This is a genomic window from Paenibacillus sp. J53TS2 (assembly GCF_018403305.1).
Classification (GTDB): domain Bacteria; phylum Bacillota; class Bacilli; order Paenibacillales; family Paenibacillaceae; genus Fontibacillus; species Fontibacillus rhizolycopersici.
Genome location: NZ_BOSK01000002.1, coordinates 99050 through 118226, shown reverse-complemented (window position 1 = coordinate 118226; position 19177 = coordinate 99050). Strand labels below are relative to the sequence as shown.

Annotated in this window: 10 protein-coding genes; all 10 read left to right on the top strand. The window is 51.0% G+C overall.

What is annotated here, in order from left to right:
* Nucleotides 1–170 precede the first annotated feature (170 nt).
* The 10 genes from KJS42_RS05125 to KJS42_RS05080 all read left to right on the top strand — a co-directional run bounded on the left by KJS42_RS05125 (nt 171) and on the right by KJS42_RS05080 (nt 19176).
* Nucleotides 171–2672 carry a hypothetical protein gene (locus KJS42_RS05125; protein ID WP_213622197.1) on the top strand — a complete coding sequence of 834 codons (2502 nt, stop codon included), beginning with the start codon at nt 171–173 and terminating at the stop codon, nt 2670–2672.
* Nucleotides 2673–2775: 103 nt separating this feature from the next.
* Entirely contained in the window at nt 2776–3285 is a 510-nt protein-coding gene (locus KJS42_RS05120) for a hypothetical protein (protein ID WP_213622196.1), read from the top strand.
* 114 nt (nt 3286–3399) lie between these two features.
* Nucleotides 3400–3669, top strand: a complete 270-nt coding sequence (locus KJS42_RS05115; protein WP_213622195.1) for an alpha/beta-type small acid-soluble spore protein — start codon at nt 3400–3402, stop codon at nt 3667–3669.
* Nucleotides 3670–4071: 402 nt separating this feature from the next.
* Complete coding sequence (gene metK, locus KJS42_RS05110) at nt 4072–5274, top strand: methionine adenosyltransferase (RefSeq protein WP_213622194.1); 1203 nt, start codon at nt 4072–4074, stop codon at nt 5272–5274.
* Nucleotides 5275–5543: 269 nt separating this feature from the next.
* The gene (locus KJS42_RS05105) at nt 5544–9500 is read left to right on the top strand and encodes an Ig-like domain-containing protein (RefSeq protein ID WP_244868388.1); all 3957 of its coding nucleotides are present in this window, start codon (nt 5544–5546) and stop codon (nt 9498–9500) included.
* A 310-nt stretch (nt 9501–9810) separates the two neighbouring features.
* Nucleotides 9811–12597 carry a stalk domain-containing protein gene (locus KJS42_RS05100; RefSeq protein WP_244868387.1) on the top strand — a complete coding sequence of 929 codons (2787 nt, stop codon included), beginning with the start codon at nt 9811–9813 and terminating at the stop codon, nt 12595–12597.
* 47 nt (nt 12598–12644) lie between these two features.
* A complete protein-coding gene (locus KJS42_RS05095; protein WP_193417134.1) occupies nt 12645–13817 on the top strand; it encodes a sensor histidine kinase in 1173 nt (390 codons plus the stop codon).
* Nucleotides 13810–14538 carry a response regulator gene (locus KJS42_RS05090; protein ID WP_059041692.1) on the top strand — a complete coding sequence of 243 codons (729 nt, stop codon included), beginning with the start codon at nt 13810–13812 and terminating at the stop codon, nt 14536–14538. The genes KJS42_RS05095 and KJS42_RS05090 overlap by 8 nt, the downstream gene beginning before the upstream one ends.
* Nucleotides 14539–15587: 1049 nt before the next feature.
* A complete protein-coding gene (locus KJS42_RS05085) occupies nt 15588–16007 on the top strand; it encodes a hypothetical protein (RefSeq protein ID WP_213622192.1) in 420 nt (139 codons plus the stop codon).
* A 1159-nt stretch (nt 16008–17166) separates the two neighbouring features.
* The gene (locus tag KJS42_RS05080) at nt 17167–19176 is read left to right on the top strand and encodes an ATP-dependent helicase ComFA (protein ID WP_244868386.1); all 2010 of its coding nucleotides are present in this window, start codon (nt 17167–17169) and stop codon (nt 19174–19176) included.
* Nucleotide 19177 lies beyond the last annotated feature (1 nt).

Below are 19177 nucleotides of genomic sequence, written 5' to 3'. Positions count from 1 at the left end.
TCTTCTTTTATTTTGGATATATGAAACTATAATTTTTTAAATCACCGAACTTGCTACTTTTAAGCCTATTTTCAGAATAGAGTGTTAAAATACATATGTGCTAATGTGAAACATTTTGCGACGGAATACGTTATACCTTATAAGTACAATAATTACGGGGAGGCAAGACATTGAAGAAGATTCAAGTAACTGCTGCCGCGCTAGGTTTTAGCCTATTGTTGTCAAGCGCGACTGGTGTAATGGCTGCAAGTACAACAAATACCAAAACAACTACAACGAAGCACGCTAAAACTGTTGTGCATACATTAGCTAACCTAAATCCGATAAAGATTTCAACGAAAAGTACTGTAAGATTAACCGACGTGAATATTTTAACTTTAGATGAGGAGAGTTTGCTTACTTATACATTGACAATTACAAATGGAGATAATAAGACGCTAGATCTATTGGATTATTGGTCCAAAGTTAAAACGGTCAGCGGAACAACTTACAGTACTTCAATGATGACTAAGGACAAAGAAAAGAAGAAGTTATCGGCAGGTTCATCAACGACATTGACGTATGTGGCTAGGGTAGGAAAAAACACAAAAATCAGTAATTTGGTGTTTCAGGTAGTTAAGTGGGATTTCAGTCAAGCAAACTATGAAAATTTAAAGGGGCAGTTCAAAGTTCCTGCTACATATTTGACATCAACTCCATCGGATCAATCGAAGACTTTAAAAGTTTTTGATACTCCAGTGAAGGCTAAGGTCAGCCAAGTAGCTGCGTTCGCGTCTGGGGATTACAATTACGTAAGCATTGGGTTGAATCTACAGAATATTGGATATAAGATTTTTGAAGATCCAAAAGTCAAGTTCGTAGTCAAAACATCAAGCGGAGCAAGTTATCCTATGTCCGTCGATTCCTCGAGTACGGACTATAAAATACAACCGCAAGACAATAAAACATTAAATTTGATGACTGCTATTCCTAAAAGTATCAAACTGACTAATATGGAATTGCAACTGGTACAAGATGATGAAACTACTAAACTTAGCCTTCCCATTGCAACGATGCAATTACCGAATGCGTCAAATAAATCGCTTGCAGTTCAACACAATGTGGAGAAATTTATTTCCCTAGGTAGCGGTAAGATTGCCGTAAAAGTGACAGGTTCAACACTGCTACAAACCTTTGATGAGCATGATTTGTCGATTCGGTTTTCATTAAGAAATACTGCGGGCACAACTGTAACAATTCCCAAATATCAATTTGAACTTCAGACTTCTGATGGATATCGTTTACCCATTACAACACAAAGTGTTGAAAATCTGGATTTGCAACCTTTAGAAGAGAAAGTCATTAATTTGCCGGTAACTATTCCTGCAAATGTGAGTACCAGCAATCCTCAATTATTTATGAATCTCCCTGCTGCTACAGATTCAAAAGATGCATTTGCTTATCCAGTCGGTATTTTTGCGCTTCCTGCTATGCAACCTGTGCATAATATGATTGGCCAAAAGCAATTCATTCAGACAAGTAATGGTATACTTGGAGTAACTTTGTCTTCCGTACAAAGATTGCCATGGAGCGATAGTGATTTAGTTTCCGCAAAAATTACGATTGATAACACAGGTTTCAAAACTGTAATGCTGCCTGATTTAGTAGGTCAGGTCAAAGTGGATTCAGCTAAATTAACTTCGGATACTCAGTTAATTACTACGCAAGGCGTTGGTTTGCTTGGAGCCAATATGTCAACGGATGTATATGTCGTATCCAAAGTTCCAAACTACTTAGACTTTAGTCAACTTCAAATATCTTTGTTGGAGAAACTCGGTGAGACTGCAACTTCGGAATGGGTTCAATTTAGTAATGCCGGTCAACTTCCTAATCTTCCGGACATAAGTAAAGGAGAGTCGTATAAGATTGAGACTTCTGGGCGCCAGCAGGAGTTAAGAATATTAAGATCTTTTGTTTATAGCGGTACTACATCAGACATCATTTATACAGAGTTAGAAGCCAGAAACCTAGAAGATCATCAAATCGACCTTTCGCAGCTGGCAGGATCATATGAAACTTCTAATGGTCAAACCTATAAAGCAACCGTTAGCCAAATTGACACTTCAGTTGGGCCTGAGGAAAAGAGCATTGTTACTTTGTGGGCTAAGATACCGAAAACATCTTCAACCAGTGATATGAAACTAATCGTAGGTGAAGGTATTACTAACGGTAAACTTACTCCAATAAAGGAGGTACCTACAGGGTATGTAAATGCAGCGTCATTAGCGTTGGCTGTAACACAGCCTACAGTAAATAGTACGTTAAGTAATTTAAATATACCACCATACAATTTGACTGTAAAAACTGTTAGCGCTAGCCTTACAGGATCTTCTTCTGTTAATGTAACATTTGATTACAACTTAACTCGAGACATGGGTTATGCAATTGGAGAGTCTGAACATAAGTATTTGTTCGAAATTGTGGACACAAGTACTGGGCGGAGTTTTGAACAAGAGTTTACCCCTGAAAAAGACTTGAAACTAACAGCGGGTGGAACAAGTAGTTTCAGTATCAGCGATTTAACTTTTGAGAATAAAACTTATGGTTCATTCTATCTTAATGTTTACGATGTATTCCAAGGGCAAAAAGTTAAACTAGGAAGTCAAGGTTACTATTACTCTTCACCTAAATAGCTTTATAAGCTAACAAGGCCCAAATCCCCTCCGGATTTGGGCTTGTTCCTTTCTAGCAAAACCTCTATCATATACTGTAACAGAGTCATAGAGGAGGAACATGATGAAGACCGGTTGGAAAATAGTAACGGCCGTGGTATTGGTTGGCGGTAGTGTTTGGGCAGGCTCGCTACTGAGTATGCAAGCGGAAGGTGCGGGAACGACACCGGGTACTGCGGATGATCCGGTAGTTACCAAGAGCTATGTGGATCAGGCGATCCAACAAGCGATTGGTGGAGGGGGAGGTTCCAGTACACCGAGTACGCCATCTACAGGAAGCTCTGGGGGCAGCTCTAGCGATGCTGGAATTCAAATCGTGGATGTCAAACCAGGGAAGATACTTGTTGCTGCTGCAGGGGCGGAGTTTATTGTTCGTTCCGGGAAAGCGGTTATTTATAGCACTGATTCTAACGGGGTAGCGGATCTCACGGATGGGAAAGATATCACGAACGGGGGCGCCGTGGCGAACAACCATTTGTTGTCTTTTCCTAGAGAGGGCCGGGGGATTCAAGTACAGGATGGGGATACCCACAATCTAACGGTCATGGTGCGGGGCGGATACCAAATTAAATAGTCAACTTGTGGATTGGCATGATTGGGCAGAAGAGACAAACATTCCTGAGCGTAGGGAATGAAGATGATGCCATACTACTTCTTGAAACCAACTTATCAGGAGGTGTCTGGAATCATGGCAAAAAGCAATCGGAAGATCGTACCGGAGAGTCGTCAGGTGTTACAACAATGGAAATACGAAATCGCCGCGGAGTTCGGATTGCCTGTAGGTTATGGGGCAACAGGAGCAGCGGATACGGAATTTGCCGGTGAACTGGGCGCTTTAGGCGGTGGGCAAAGCAGCGGCGGAGGCTGGGGACATCTGACATCCCGTGAAAACGGCTCCGTTGGCGGAGAAATTACGAAGCGCCTTGTTGCTCATGCAGAACGGAACTTTATTCTATAAGTGAAAAGTTCAAAAAGACAGGTTATCAGGACCGAGAAGGTTGGATGAAGTTAGGGACTGAGTAGCGGAGCGTAGACAGATCTACGTGAGCAACTGAAATGTTTCCGGAGGAAACATACTTCGGAAGCCTACGCTTTAGGCCCGGCTGAATTCAAGATTCGACGTCGAATTTACTTCAAGTGCTCTGCTTCGTCATGATAAGATGACTTTTTGAACAACCATTATAAATTATTCCACAAAAGTCATGAATTATTTTGACACGACTTGGCAAATGCGATACTATTTCCTTTGAGGATGCTAATCCAACCTTTTCCGATTTGGGAAAGGTTCATTTTTTGCTTGGGCTTTATATTGTATTGGATAGACAGGCTGCAGCCATACTATCCATGGGAGGTTGAAATTATGTCCGTACAAGGGCGACACCTGTTTACTTCCGAATCCGTAACCGAAGGGCACCCGGATAAAATTTGCGACCAAATTTCGGATGCGGTGCTTGATGCTTTTTTGACGAATGACCCTTATGCTCGCGTTGCTTGTGAAGTATCAGTAGCCACGGGCCTGGTGCTCGTGATCGGGGAGATCAGTACGAAATCCGAGTATGTCGATATTCCAGCCATCGTGCGCAAGACGGTCAAGGAGATCGGTTATACGCGTGCTAAATATGGTTTTGATTTCAATACTTGCGCGGTACTTACTTCGTTAAACGAGCAATCGGCTGACATCGCGCAAGGCGTGAATGCCGCGCTGGAACACCGGGATCCGGCTCAAGTGGATAAGGAAACCGAAAATATCGGGGCCGGCGACCAAGGCTTGATGTTCGGGTTTGCAACAAATGAAACGCCGGAACTGATGCCGCTTCCAATTGCACTTTCTCACCGGATCGCACGCCGTTTGTCTGAAGTGCGCAAGGACGGCACGTTGGAATATCTTCGTCCCGATGGCAAAACGCAGGTGACGATTGAATATGTTGACGGCAAGCCAAATCGAGTGGACACGATCGTCGTATCCACGCAGCATGCCGAAGAGATCAGTTTGGAGCAAATCCAAAAAGATATTAAGGAACAAGTGATCCTTCCCGTTGTTCCGGCCGAGTTGTTGGACGGGGATACGAAATATTTTATTAACCCAACGGGTCGGTTCGTGATTGGCGGACCTCAAGGGGATGCCGGTTTGACCGGACGTAAAATCATCGTCGATACTTATGGCGGTTATGCCCGTCATGGCGGGGGTGCCTTCTCGGGTAAGGACCCGACAAAGGTGGACCGTTCCGCAGCTTATGCCGCTCGTTACGTAGCGAAGAACCTGGTTGCTGCCGGATTGGCCGACAAGGTAGAAATCCAACTGGCGTACGCCATTGGGGTAGCGAATCCAGTTTCCATCAACGTGGATACGTATGGAACCGGTAAAGTATCGGAAGAGAAGCTGGTGGAGCTCGTTCGCGAGAACTTCGATCTTCGCCCGGCGGGAATCATTCGTATGTTGGATCTGCGCCGTCCGATTTATCAGCAAACCGCTGCTTACGGACATTTTGGACGTACGGACATCGACCTTCCTTGGGAAAGAGTGGACAAGGCGGAGGCGTTGAAGGTGCAAGCGGGACTTTAATTGTTGTATCATCATCTTAAAGGATACTCGAACTCACTCGTGAGGGAGTATCCTTTTTTTTGTTGCTCTGATTTCTAAACTCGAAGGGAAAATCTGCCGTTAATAGATATAGGTATGCGCTTCGTTGCCGATGAGGCTGACTTATATACAGAACTTGGCTTCAGGGAAGGGGAAGGTTACTAGACATGAAAAAGAGAGCATCCGCAGTTATAGCTATCTTACTGGCGGCAAATTTATTCGGTGGTGCTTTAGCAGGAGCGACTTCCGGCGTGACAACATCTTTTACGAATCTATCTTCAAAGACGGCGGTGGCTGCTTCGAGTATGCTGGGTGGAACAGTTAAAGTTAGCCCAGGGGACGGCGACCGGGGAGTCGGTATTAATACTTCTATTAAAATAGAATTTGAAAAAAGGGTGACATTCACTTCCCAAGACATCGCAATTACGGACACGAGTTCCGATACGCTATATGGTGAAATTCAATTGCGTCCGGCCTCGGGAGTGAATCAGGATTACCAAGAGTTGAATTTGACGCTACCTACTCTAGCAAATGGCAAGGAATATAAGATCTCAATTCCGGCAGGAACGTTTATCGAAGTAGATGGGAATAATCCACTTCCTATTATGGAATGGACGTTCACGACCGTATCCTCAAGTAATATCGCTCCAACGGCTGATACATTTACGCCGAATAATAAGAGCGAGCCATTGGCTGCAGGAAACCTGCTTACCTTGAGTGCCACGTTCAGTGAACCGATTGAGGCCGGCAGCGGGAGAATTCTGATCAATCGGGTTTCCGATAATAAGACAGTCGAAACGATTGCGGCTACTTCGGTTAGTTATCCGGATCCGACAGATCGAACGAAAATCCAATTCACGACAACGAAACTATCGGCCGGCGAACGATATTATGTCCTGATCGAAAATACGGCCTTTCGCGATGCCGATTGGACGCCGTATGCCGGTATCAATAACGCTAACCTGTGGATGTTCTCCGTTAAAGGAGCTCCTGTCACGGTTTCGCAATACGCGCCAACTGGAACCGGCATAAACCCGTCGGCCGCGTTACAGCTCAATTATAGCCGTAACGTGTATCCGGTTGGCGGCAACATCACGATTAAAGCGGGGACGGTCGTGCAGCGTACGATCAACGTCACCTCTACGGAAGTGACGGGAGGCGACTCCAAAACGATCGTCATTCAGCCGGCGGCGGCTCTCAGCATGAATACAACATACACAGTAGAAGTTCCGACGGGGGCATTTGCGGATAGCGACGGTAATCCGGCCCCGGCAGCCACTTGGTCATTTACGACGGGAACCACGACGTCGACGACGTTGGCCGTCAGTTCATTGTCTCCGGCCGATCGCAGCACGAATCATCCAGTAACGGGTAATTTGATTGCGACATTTAACCGGAGTATCGCACTGAATAATGCGTCCGGGATTAGCTTGTACAAGCAAGGAACTGCGACTTCTGTACCGGCGACCGTACAAGTGAACCCTTCGAACAACCGTCAGTTGATCATCGATCCGACGGGTAATTTGCAGGATGGGGCGACCTATTATGTGAACATCGCTGCCGGTGCCATCGTGGATTTAGCGGCAGGAGGAACCTCCTTTGGGGGACTGACCGGGACGAGCAGTTGGACCTTCCAGACGGTTAGTGCGGATAATACCGCGCCGACCTTGCAAAGCACAACGATGTACAGCAACTCGGTCATTCGTCTCCTTTACAATGAATCGCTGGACTCTTCGATTAGCTTGCTGACGTCCAGTTTCTCCGTCACTGTAAACGGCGAGACGCGCCAGTTAAGCAACGCGTACGTCTCCGGCGACAGCGCCTATGTAACCCTGGAAACCGGCGTAGCCGTCGGGCAGAAGGTGACCATCGCCTACACCGGAAACAGCGTCAGACCGATCCGAGATTTGGGGGGGAATGCAGCCGCTTCCTTTTCCAGTAGGGAAGTGACAAATGGCGTTGATTCGGTTCTGCCCAAACCAAAGGATGGTTATGTCTCCGGAAGTACGCTGGTCTTAAATTTCAGTGATACGTTGAAGAGCGTGTCGAGCTATGCTTATCAACAATTTTCAGTAACGGCAGATGGTTACTCCAAAGGTATTAACAGCATTTCGCAAAGCGGGACGACGTTGACCCTGTATCTTTCCAGTTCGGTATCCAATGGAGAAATTGTAAAAGTCTCCTATTCTCCAGGATCTTATCCGCTGCAGGACTACCGGGGACAGAACATTCCAAGCTTTTCCGATTACTTCGTAAGGAACTACAACGATACCCGTCCTCCCGAATTTACGGGGGTAGAGGGTTCGGGGAACAAGCTTGTACTGACATACAACGAAGCATTGCGTACGACAAGCATCCCGATGAAAAGTCAATTTTCGGTGCTTGTAAACAACTCGCCTGTTTACGTGACGAATGTAGAAATCGTAGGGAGTCAGGTTTACTTGACACTTGCCTCCTCGTTTACGCAAACCCAAGCCGTGACTCTCTCTTATGTGTCCGGGGTAGGTGGTATTGCCGATTTGAATGGAAACTTAGCGGGATATATCAATCTGCAGCCAGTTACCTACAGTACCGTCACGGAGGGCATCCGTTCCGCCATTGTACGCGGGGACACTCTCACGGTAACGTATAATACGTCACTCATGGCGTTGAGTTATATCCCCGTCAATCAGTTTTACGTAGCCGTCGATCAGACGGCACGTGGTCTGCAAAGTGCTTCGATCAGCGGAGATACCTTGACGTTGAAGCTGACTTCGGCGGTTACGCCAACCCAAGCCGTCAAGCTATCTTATATGACAGGGTCAGCGCCTTTATATGACTATCTGGGGAACATCCTGAAGAGCTACAGCGATATGCCTGTTCAAAACTTGACGGGAACGGGAACCGGCACTCCAGGAACCGGGGGAGCCAATGGTCAGCCTTCCTATCTTACGACGCTGGCTGCTGCCGATTACGGCAAAGCCGGGTTCGTCCTGGGATCCGGTGCGGCTCAAGTTTCTGGGGGCAGCACGCAGCACGGCCAAATCGTGAATAAATACACCCTGGATAATGCGAAGCTGCAGGAGTCGTTCAAATATTTGGCTAATAACAACGTCAACAGTCGGATGTTGGTTTTCGAAGTGCCGTCCAGCGAGAAAGCGGCGCTTGTTGCGGCACCGATGGCTGGATTCATGGATTTGTACAATAGCGGAAAAACGGGTTCTTTTGCCGTAAAATATGGAAACGTGCTCTATGAAGTGCCGGTAGAGAAAATCCCGTATGCTGAGCTTTCTCGCTCGCTAATGGCGGATACGCTGAATTCCGTTAACCTGCTGATCGAGTTGGAGACCGTTTCACGGAATCAGTTGCCTTCGGCAGGCGCTACAGGTAGCGTGACCTTAACTCCATTGGCAGACCCGGTTCAGGTTAGCGTGTCAGCCTTTAACACCTCGTCTCCACAAAACGATGTGGATGTCTCCCACAAAGGTCAGATTCACTATCGTTTATCGGGACAGGCATCGGTGGCAGACCAGGCCTCCTTAGTTAAATACGATGTGACCAATCGGACGATGGCCCATTTGCCTTCCAGCACGACCGGCAGCGGCGGGACGCTTTTGTTTGAAGGAACGACCTCCGGCAATGCCTTGATTGGTCCGGCCATCGGTTATAGCTATTTCACGGATACGACCAAGCATTGGGCGAAAAACGATATCGCCGAGTTAACCAACAAGCTGATTGCGAGTCCAAGATCATCCGGCTCCAACTTCGAACCCGACAAGAGCATCACTCGCGCGGAGTTCGCAGTGTTTATCGCGAAGGGGCTCGGCTTAGCCGGGGATGAGGCGAATGCCCGCCGCTTCCCGGACGTGTCGTCCGGAACGACGGCGGCATACATCGGGGCGGCGGCGAAGGCCGGGATCATCAACGGCAACGCCGACGGCACGTTTAAGCCGAATAGCAACATCACGCGGGAGCAGATGGCGCTGATGATGGTGCGGGCGATGGAATACGCCGGGTACGATACGTCGATGAACGGCGCGAGTACGGCAACGTTAACGAAGTTCAAGGATGCGGCAAAGATCCAATCCAAGGACACGGTGGCCAAAGCCGTGAAGGAAGGCATCATTCAAGGCGTGACGACGAATACGTTCCAGCCGCAAGGCAATGCGACGCGCGCACAGGCTGCGGTCATGCTGAAGCGTGTATTGGATAAACTGAACTATATTTAATCCACAATTTTTCCCGGCACTGGGGTGCGAAACCTGGTGTCGGGATTCTTTTTGCACACAAGTTATCCACGAAATTCACATTATCCACAATGCATGACGTCTCCGATTGAGAGAAACGAAAAAAGTTATCCCTGTTTTCCACAGCCTTTATCCCCAGATTCCACATTATCCACAACGAAGATCTTCCGAAATTCAACGAATGGATACATTCCTTCAACAAAATTGCTATTTTTCGTAACTTTTCCGGCTAAAAGTAGTCTATTAATAAGAGGTTACTAATAATAGAAGCACGTTAAAGAGGCATTTAAAGATGGGAGAGTTGTCTAACAAAATGGTAGTCAGAAGAGAGGAAACCGGAAGACACCAAGTCGATACCGATGTGAATGTGGTCGTGCGTCAAAACTCGAAATTGGCCCACCTGGTGGCAAAGAGCGGCAAAAGAATCGCCCTCGTCACGCTGGCGGGTTTGATATGGATTCAGCCTGTGATTGGCGTTGGGCCGATTGCAGGTCCGGCTTTAACCGCAGAAGCGGCGGCAAGCCAAACCGTTAAGCTTGGGGAAGAGATGATCACGTCCGGAGCCAAGCTCGTGAAATACGAGTACACGGTGACTCGGTCGGGCAAGCCAGTGAAAGTGCTCGCCGACGTGATTGAGGTGGATTTGACGAACCCTTACGTTCAATTGGACGTGATGACCGGCAAAGGGGGACAAGTAACGACAAGACAAAGCGTGGAAGGCATGGCCAAGGAGACGGGCGCCGTCGCGGGTGTCAACGGCGATTTCTTTGCGACCGCCGGCCAGGGCGTCCCGATGGGGGCGGCCGTCACGAAAGGAACCGTGGTCACCAGCCCGGCGCAGCTGCAGGGGATGTATGCTTTTGCCGTGCGGAATGACGGGACCCCGCTGATTGATCGTTTTGGCTTTAACGGCACGGTGTTCGCCGAGGACGGCTCGACGTTCCCGCTCACCGGGATCAACCAGGAATCCTATATGACAGAACCGGACAAAGCCTACAGCCACGTCAATAACATGTTCATTTATACCAGCGCGTGGAAAGCGGAGGAACGTCCGGCTGCCAGTGCGACAACGCCAACCGAGGTTCTGGTGCAAGGCGGCGTGGTTACGCAGATCTCCATCAAAGCGGCCATTCCGGGACCGGTGCCGGCGGATGGGTTTATTTTGCGTGCGCATGGTACGGCGGCCGATTATGTGGCTACGCACCTGCAGGTGGGTCAGCGCGTTGATGCGACCTATGAGCTGCGCTCCTTAACGGACGGGCAAACGGTGAATCCGGCAGACTTGAAAATGATGATCGGCGGACACACCCTGCTGGTCGACCAAGGTCAGGCATCGGCGTTTACCCGTTCGATTACGTCGATTAGCGGCGGCAGCGCCGTCGCACGGACGGCGGTGGGTTATTCCAAGGACGGGAAGACCGCTTATATCATTACCGCCGAAAAAAACAGCAACAGTACCGGCCTCACTCTAAAGGAGTTGCAAGGTTTCATGACGGGGATCGGCGTCTGGAAAGGGATGAACCTGGACGGCGGCGGCTCCACGACAATGGTCACGCGTCCGTTAGCGGAAACGTCGGCGCAGCTGACGTTTACGACGTCGAACGGATCGGCGGGGCAACGCGCGGTCGCCAACGGACTTGGCGTATTTACGAACGCCCCGCAGGGTACGCTGCTCGGCCTCAAAGTCAGCGGCGCTTCGACGCTGTTCATCGGCCAAACCGTACCTTACGCTTTGAAGGGATACGATACGTACTACAACCCGATCGATACGAGCGGCCTTCAAGCCTCCTGGCAAGCCAGCAACGGGAATTTGGTTTGGACCGAGGGCGGCTTTAAAGGCGTGAAGGCAGGGACTACCAAAATCACGGCCTCCAGCGGTCAAGCGAAAACGAGCATGGACGTGAAGGTGCTGGGGGGAACCGATCTGGAGAGCCTAACGGCGGGAACGACGTTCGCGCCGCTGCAAGCGGGAACCAGTGTCACGGTGGCCGTGAACGCGAAGCTAAAAGACGGACGCACCGTGGATGTTCCGGCGGAGTCGGTCAAGTGGACGTTCAGCGGGATGAAAGCGAGCGTGCAAGGCGGCGTGTTGACCGTGCAGTCCGTCAACAATGGCGCGAAGTTTGCGTATGCGACGCCATCCTATGACGGCTTTACCGGAACTCCGGTCGTTCTGTCGGCTTCGACGGAAACGATCTGGGAAAGCTTCGAAAACATCGCTTACCCAATCTCCTTCACCGGTCTGCCGGCTGAAGCAACGGGAACGGTATCCATTGTGCAAGGGGATGGTGAGCGCGCGAATTCCAAAGTGCTGAAGCTCGATTACGACCTGATGGGCGGCAGCGGCAGTAAGTTTGCTTACGCACAAATCAACGGCACAAGCGGCAAAGCGATACCGGACAACGCGACTACTCTGACGGTCGACGTGTTGGGAGATGCCAGCCTGAACTGGGTACGGGCGGAGTTGTCCGATGCCGATGGCAAGCCGGTTTACATCGACTTGGCTCGTCCGATGGACTTCACCGGTTGGAAGACGCTCACCGCCGATCTGACGGCAAGCAACATCAAGTTCCCGGCCAAGTTGAAGCGGCTGTATGTCGTCAACGTGGAGGAAGGGCAGGATGAACGTGCGCTGACGGGAAGTGTATCTTTTGACAACGTACGGTTCACGGCTCCTGCGGTCGGCGGCGGCAACTCCGACTTCCCGAGCGCAACAGCCGTGATGGTTCTTGGTCAGAAGTCGATGACGGTGAACGGGAAGAAGCAAGATCTAGAGGTTGCACCGCTGCTCAAAGACAACACGACGTACGTGCCGATCAAGTACGTGCTGGATGTGTTTGGCGGGAGCGCGGCTTGGAACGGCGCGGCCAAGAAAATCACCGTGACTCGCGGAGCCACGATTCTGGAGTTGACCGTCGGACAGAAGGCATTTTTGCTTAATGGGGTGTCTTCCAAAGCTGAGGTTTCTCCGATTATCGTTAACGGAAGGACTTTGGTCCCATTACGTTTGGTCTCTGAACAGCTTGGAATTGGCGTAAATTGGGAGAAGAAAACCAAATCCATTACCCTCGAATCATGATATGATTAGTCTGGGACTATTCGGACTAAGGAACGGAGAAGGATTGCGTGGATTTTCAAGCGGATGCCATAGATCGCGTTATTCATAATGCCGTAAATGTGTTAGAAAGCAGTAAGCTGCAGATCCTTGAGATACTTGATTCGGCCCGTAATGAGCTCAAAACGCTGAGCAACGAGCTGCAGAATGTCATGAAGGAAACAGCGGAAACGGTAGAGAAGGTCGACCAGCTCGAGGTAAACTACCGGAAATCTCGCATCCGGCTGACGGAAGTCAGCCGGGACTTCGTGCGTTACAATGAAGAGGACATCAAGCAAGCCTATGAAAAGGCAACCCAACTCCAGCTAGACCTGCTCATCTACCGCGAGAAGGAGATGTATCTGAAGGCCCGCCGCGACGAGCTGCAGAAGCGAGCGCGCAATGTGGAGAAATCGGTGGAGCGTGCCGAAACGATCAGTTCGCAGATGAGCGTCGTGCTGGAGTATTTTTCTGGCGAACTAGGACAAGTGACCCGGATTTTGGAATCGGCGAAGAATCGTCAGTTGATCGGATTGAAGATTATTTTGGCCCAGGAAGAAGAGCGAAAGCGCATTTCCCGGGAGATTCATGACGGTCCTGCCCAGCTTCTGGCGAATCTAGTGCTTAGGACGGAAATTGTAGAAAGAATGCTTGCTAAGCAGGAATTTAAGCTAGTGCAGGACGAAATAGTAGATTTGAAAGCGCAAGTTCGCTCGAGTCTGGAAGAGATGCGTAAGGTGATTTTTAACCTGCGACCAATGGCTTTGGATGATCTCGGATTGATACCGACGCTGCGCAAGTATGTGCATGACTATGAAGAAAAGACGAAAATTAGGGCAACCTTCGAAACCCGGGGCAAGGAGCACCGGATGTCCTCTCCAATGGAGGCGGCGGTTTTTCGGCTGGTCCAAGAAGCGTTAACGAATGCGGCGAAGCATGCTTTTCCGACCTATGTTGGCGTCGAAATTACGTACCAGGCGCAAATGATCCGCATCGTGGTGACGGACAACGGGCTGGGCTTCAAGGTGGAGCAATTGGAACAGAAGACGAAAGAGCATACGCACTTTGGATTAATCGGCATGCGGGAGAGAGTGGAACTGCTCGAAGGTCGGATGGAAATTGAATCGGCCGCCAACTTGGGCACGAAGATCATCATTCATATCCCAACCAACTCAGATAAGAGAAAGGAGTACCAGGATGGATAGTCTTACTAGCGGAACCAGACAAGTGATTAAAGTTCTCTTGGCAGATGATCATCAGTTATTTCGTGAGGGTCTGAAGCGGATTTTGAATATGGAGGAAGATATCGAGGTCGTTGGCGAATGCGGGGACGGCACCCAGGTGCTGGAGAGCTGCTTGCAGCTTCATCCGGAAATCGTTCTGATGGATATTAACATGCCCCTGCTCAACGGCGTGGATGCTACAGCCGAGCTGCGCGAGGCGCTGCCCGATGTGAAGGTCATTATTTTATCGATCCATGATGATGAGAGTTACGTGTTTGAAACGCTGCGCAAAGGCGCTACGGGTTACCTGCTGAAGGACATGGAGGCGGAATCCCTGATTAATGCGATTCGGACGGTAGCGGAGGGCAATGCGTTCATTCATCCGAAGGTGACGGGCAAATTGATTCAACAACTTCGCCGGATGGAATACCTGAGCGAGACCGGAGCGATTGCGGAAGATACCGCGATCCGTGAAGCGGGCGTGAAATTCGTAGCCGGCGACGACAATCCGCTGACCCGTCGGGAAGCTGAGGTGCTTCGTTTGATGGCGGAAGGCCGCAGCAACAAGATGATCGGCGAGCATTTGTTCATAAGTGAGAAGACGGTTAAGAACCATGTCAGCAGCATTTTGCAAAAAATGGACGTGGACGATCGCACCCAAGCGGTTATTAATGCGATTAAGTTTGGCTGGGTCACCCTGTAAGAAAGTAGCTTCATTATATTGTGCTTACCGTCCCGCGGCCGTGTCCGGAGTGCTTCGCGGGATCAGGATCAGAGGGCTTTTGCTGCCCGAGGTTACCATATTATTCATGATCTTGAAAAGTGAGGCGGGTGCCTCGTTGGCGCATGAAACGCCCTACCCGGAATTCGGCACCAGCCAAATACATAGTTGGCGGAACCCCGGCCCTCGCGCCGATGCGCCTTACCATGCGGTTCCTTCCGTAGGAGCCCAGTAACCGACCTTTGTGCGGCGGCATATATTGTCGCTATAAGGGAGGGTTCAAAAAGACAGGTTTGGAGCATCGAGAAGGTTGGATGAAGCTAGGGAGTGAGTAGCGGAGCGTAGGGAAACCTACGTGAGCAACGGAAGTCCCGGGTGAATTCAAGATTCGAAGCCGAATGACCTTCATGGAGCTGCATCGTGATCCGAAGATGACTTTTTGAACTACCTCGTTTGAGATGAGGGTTCAAAAAGACAGGTTTGGAGCATCGAGAAGGTTGGATGAAGCTAGGGAGTGAGTAGCGGAGCGTAGGGAGACCTACGTGAGCAACGGAAGTCCCGGGTGAATTCAAGATTCGAAGCTGAATCGCCTTCATGGAGCTGCATCGTGATCCGAAGATGACTTTTTGAACTACCTCGTTTGAGATGAGGGTTCAAAAAGACAGGTTTGGAGCACCGAGAAGGTTGGATGAAGCTAGGGAGTGAGTAGCGGAGCGTAGGGAAACCTACGTGAGCAACGGAAGTCCCGGATGAATTCAAGATTCGAAGTCGAGTCTCCTTCATGGAGCTACTACGTGATCCGAAGATGACTTTTTGAACTACCTCGTTTGAGATGAGGGTTCAAAAAGACAGGTTTGGAGCACCGAGAAGGTTGGATGAAGCTAGGGAATGAGTAGCGGAGCGTACGTTTTGTGTACGTGAGCAACGGAAGTCCCGGGTGAATTCGAGATTCGAAGCCGAATGACCTTCATGGAGCTGCATCGTGATCCGAAGATGACTTTTTGAACTACCTCTAATAGGAGGTGGGTACGGTGGTTCCTTATGTAGGTTGGATCCTGCTCAGTTACGGGATGGCCGCAGCGCTGGTGCATGTGCTGCACAGTCTGTATCTGCAAGGGAAACGGAAGGATCAAGCAATTCATTATATTCTCGTCACGAGCAATCATGAGAATCAAATGGAATGGTACTTGCGGGCACTCTCCTGGTATGCACGGTTGCGCGGTTTACCTCTGAGGGTAACAGTGCTCGACGAGAGCTCGCAGGATGACACGCTGGCGATCATGCGGAAGCTCGAATCGCAAGGCGAGATGGAGCTGACCGTGATCGGCTTGGCGGTGGTGCGGCAAGAGGATGTGGAAGCGCATGCGGCTTTGTTGAACGAAGAGACGCCTGTCTGCATCGATCTTCGCATCCCGCGGGAGGCGGACAAAATACCATATGTCCATGTGTAACACCCTTTCCGGGGCGAAGGGTTCCGGAGCTGATGACCGGCAGTGGATACAGGAAGGACAACCGCATATGACTAGGCTGGCGCATAGCAATGCGCAGTGTAAAGTGTGAAGCACACTCTTGATGGCGATAAGCCGGGGAGTGTGCTTTTTTGCATTCTGGGGGGAAACGGAGGAGATGGAAAGAGGACATGGGAAAGGTAAAGCTGGCTGACTAGTGGAGGAGGAGTAATGGGTTCGTAGTGATGGAGTAGCGGAGAGCTAAGAGGGGGGAGTGCTTTTTCGAGAACAAGGTGGTAGAGAGGGGGCGGATGGAAGGTGATGGCGTGGAGTAATGGGATCGTGCGAGAAGTTGGTTTGCGAGAGGAAAGTGAGAGTGAGGGGGAAGGTTGAGGGGGGTCAACGAGAGGTTACTGATGATTGCGGTTGAGGGGCAGAGAGTAATTAGAGAGTGGAAGAAGCCGGTGTATGAGGGGAAGGAGGGAGTGAGCGAGAGGAAGCTTACGTTGCGGTTGAGGGCAAGTGAGTAATGAGAGAGTGAAAGAAGTGGTAGGGGAGAAAGGTGGGAGTGAGCTGATGGGATTGAAGCTGAGGAGTAGGGGGGATCAGTATCCATCGGAGTTGTTGTTCTCTTCAAGTTCGCGTGTGTTGGCAGCTCTAACGGAACTCAGGGACGTTATTTGCCTAGGATTGCGAGTATTCAAATTGTAACGGAACGAGGAGACCTTATTTGAGCAGAACTTGGGAGATTTGCATGCTCTATGGCCGAATAGGGTCTGTAGGTTCCGTTAGCCTGGAAAATAGCCGGGAAATGTGCGGATAAGGTCTCTCAGTTCCGTTACGTTGGGTAACTCCGAAGCAGGCGTGATGGAGGTCGTTATTGAGGCGTTTTAAAAGACAAGATGCGACATCAAGTGTGAGGATTTTGGGGAATCAAGTCGAAGAAAAGGGGCGAAATAAGAATTCCAAAAAACAAATATCAGAAAAAGAGGAATTATCTGATAATTGTTGAAATATGGATAATACTGCTAGATTTTAGGAGGAGAGTGGTAATGTGAGGGGGAGTTTGTATGCGGTAAGATCCAAGTCAGGATGGGAGCTACGAGTAAGCTTGGATCTGAAGGTTGATTTGTCTTGGTGGATGGATAGGAATTCCGAATCTATGTATTTGTTATCCGACGGAATGCCGCTGGGGTGGGCTGTTGAGGTGAGGGATCACTTCAAGTTGTTGGACGAGATGGATCGTTGGTCCGATCGGCAATGGGATCAAATGTTGGTAAGAGAGCTGCAGGAGGAGTTGCGGATCGAGGCGAGGTTGATGAGTTCAGAGAAATCAAGAGATCTGGGGGAGTTGCTGAAGAGAAGTTCCTTGTTAGGCGAGCGTCGGGGTTGGTTGTGGAAGGAAGGCCGGGTGACGGAATTAGGATGGGAGTTCACGGAGAAGGGGGCGTTTAAGATGGAGCGAAACATTTCGGGACCCATGTTGGTAGGGAAGCTTCCTGCAGACAAGGTTGGAAAAACGAGCGAGGTTGAAGCAGGCGAAACTAGCATGTGGGGCGGAGCGGGGGCGTGGGGCGAAGCCACGCCCCTAGTGGAAGCCGCGCAGCGCCTTGCGGCTGCGCTGGAGGGCCGCTCGCTGCTGGAAGCGGAGCTCCAGCAGCTGCTGGCGGAACGCCTGCCGGGCTTCGCACCGGCCTGGCGTTCCGCCGTCCAGCACGCGCACCTGCAGGGGCGCGTGCAGCTCACGGCGGGCGTGGCCTCCGCCCGCCGCCGTGATGCGGGCCCGCGCTGGCGCCGGGCCCGGGCCCCACGCTGCCGGCGCTGCGGCAGCGAAGTGCATCGCCGCACGCCATGCGGGTCGTGCGGCTCGCGCGGCTGCGCCTACTGCGAGGCGTGCCTCGCGCTCGGGCGCAGCCGCTCCTGCGCGCTGCTGCTGCGCGGCAGCAGCGCGGGGGCCGTGCCGCCGCCGGGGGCGGGAGGCGGCACGGCCGCGGGCCTGGCCCCCACCGGGTCCCTGCTGGACCGGTGGGGGCTGAGCCCCGCCCAGCGCAGCGCGGCGGGGCAGGCGCTGCGCTTCCTGGCGCAAGCGCAGGAAGCTCCTTTACCTGGCGGGGCCCGCAATAGACCCGCCCTTGTCCCAGTTCTGCGACGCTCGCACCCTATGGTTTCCCACCCGCCTCGCTTCCTACTCTGGGCCGTCACCGGCGCCGGCAAAACCGAGATGATCTTTCCCCTGTTGCGCTATGCACTGGACCGAGGGGGGCGGGTCTTGGTCGCCACGCCACGGCGCGACGTTGTGTTGGAGCTGGCGCCGCGGGTGGCAAAGGCTTTTCCCGATGAGCCCCTGGTCGTCCTGTATGGCGGGAGCCCGCAGCGCTGGGAGGATGCCCGGTTGATCCTAGCCACAACCCATCAGTTGTTGCGGTTCTATCATGCGTTTGATCTGGTCGTGATCGATGAGTTGGATGCGTTTCCGTACCATAATGATCCGATGCTTGGCTTCGCAGCAGAGGCCGCCTGCAAACCGAAAGGCCGTTTTATTTTCCTCTCTGCAACGCCTCCCGTACGCTTGCAAAAGGAGATCCGAGCCGGTCGTCTGCCGCACGCCAAAGTTCCGGCGCGGTATCACGGCAGTCCGCTTCCGGTCCCGGAACGGATCATAGCGGCAAACATCGAGCTTTGCCTGCGGCGTCATTCTCTACCCCCCGCACTGTTGCGCCCTCTCCGGCATTCGGAACAGCGCGGGGCACAGATTTTTATCTTTGTGACACGGATCCGCCAGATACCGGGTTTCTCCCAGCTCCTACGTTCCTATTTTCCCGGTATCCGTATTGAGGGAACATCCTCCACGGATCCGGACCGGAACGAGAAAGTGTTGGCTTTCCGAGAAGGAAGGATTCGAATGTTGATTACTACGACGATTCTGGAGCGCGGCGTGACCGTGCCCAAAAGCGATGTATACATAGTAGACGCGGACAGCGACCTGTTCGATGAAGCTTCTTTGGTGCAAATGGCCGGAAGGGCCGGTCGTTCCAAGGACGATCCGAATGGGAAAGTCGTATTTGCTGCCCCGGCTTGGACCAAATCGCAGCGAGGCGCCATTCGGCAAATTCGGATGATGAACGCCGCTGCTTATAAAAACGGGTTTTTAAAGGTAAAGGAGGGTCAATAAT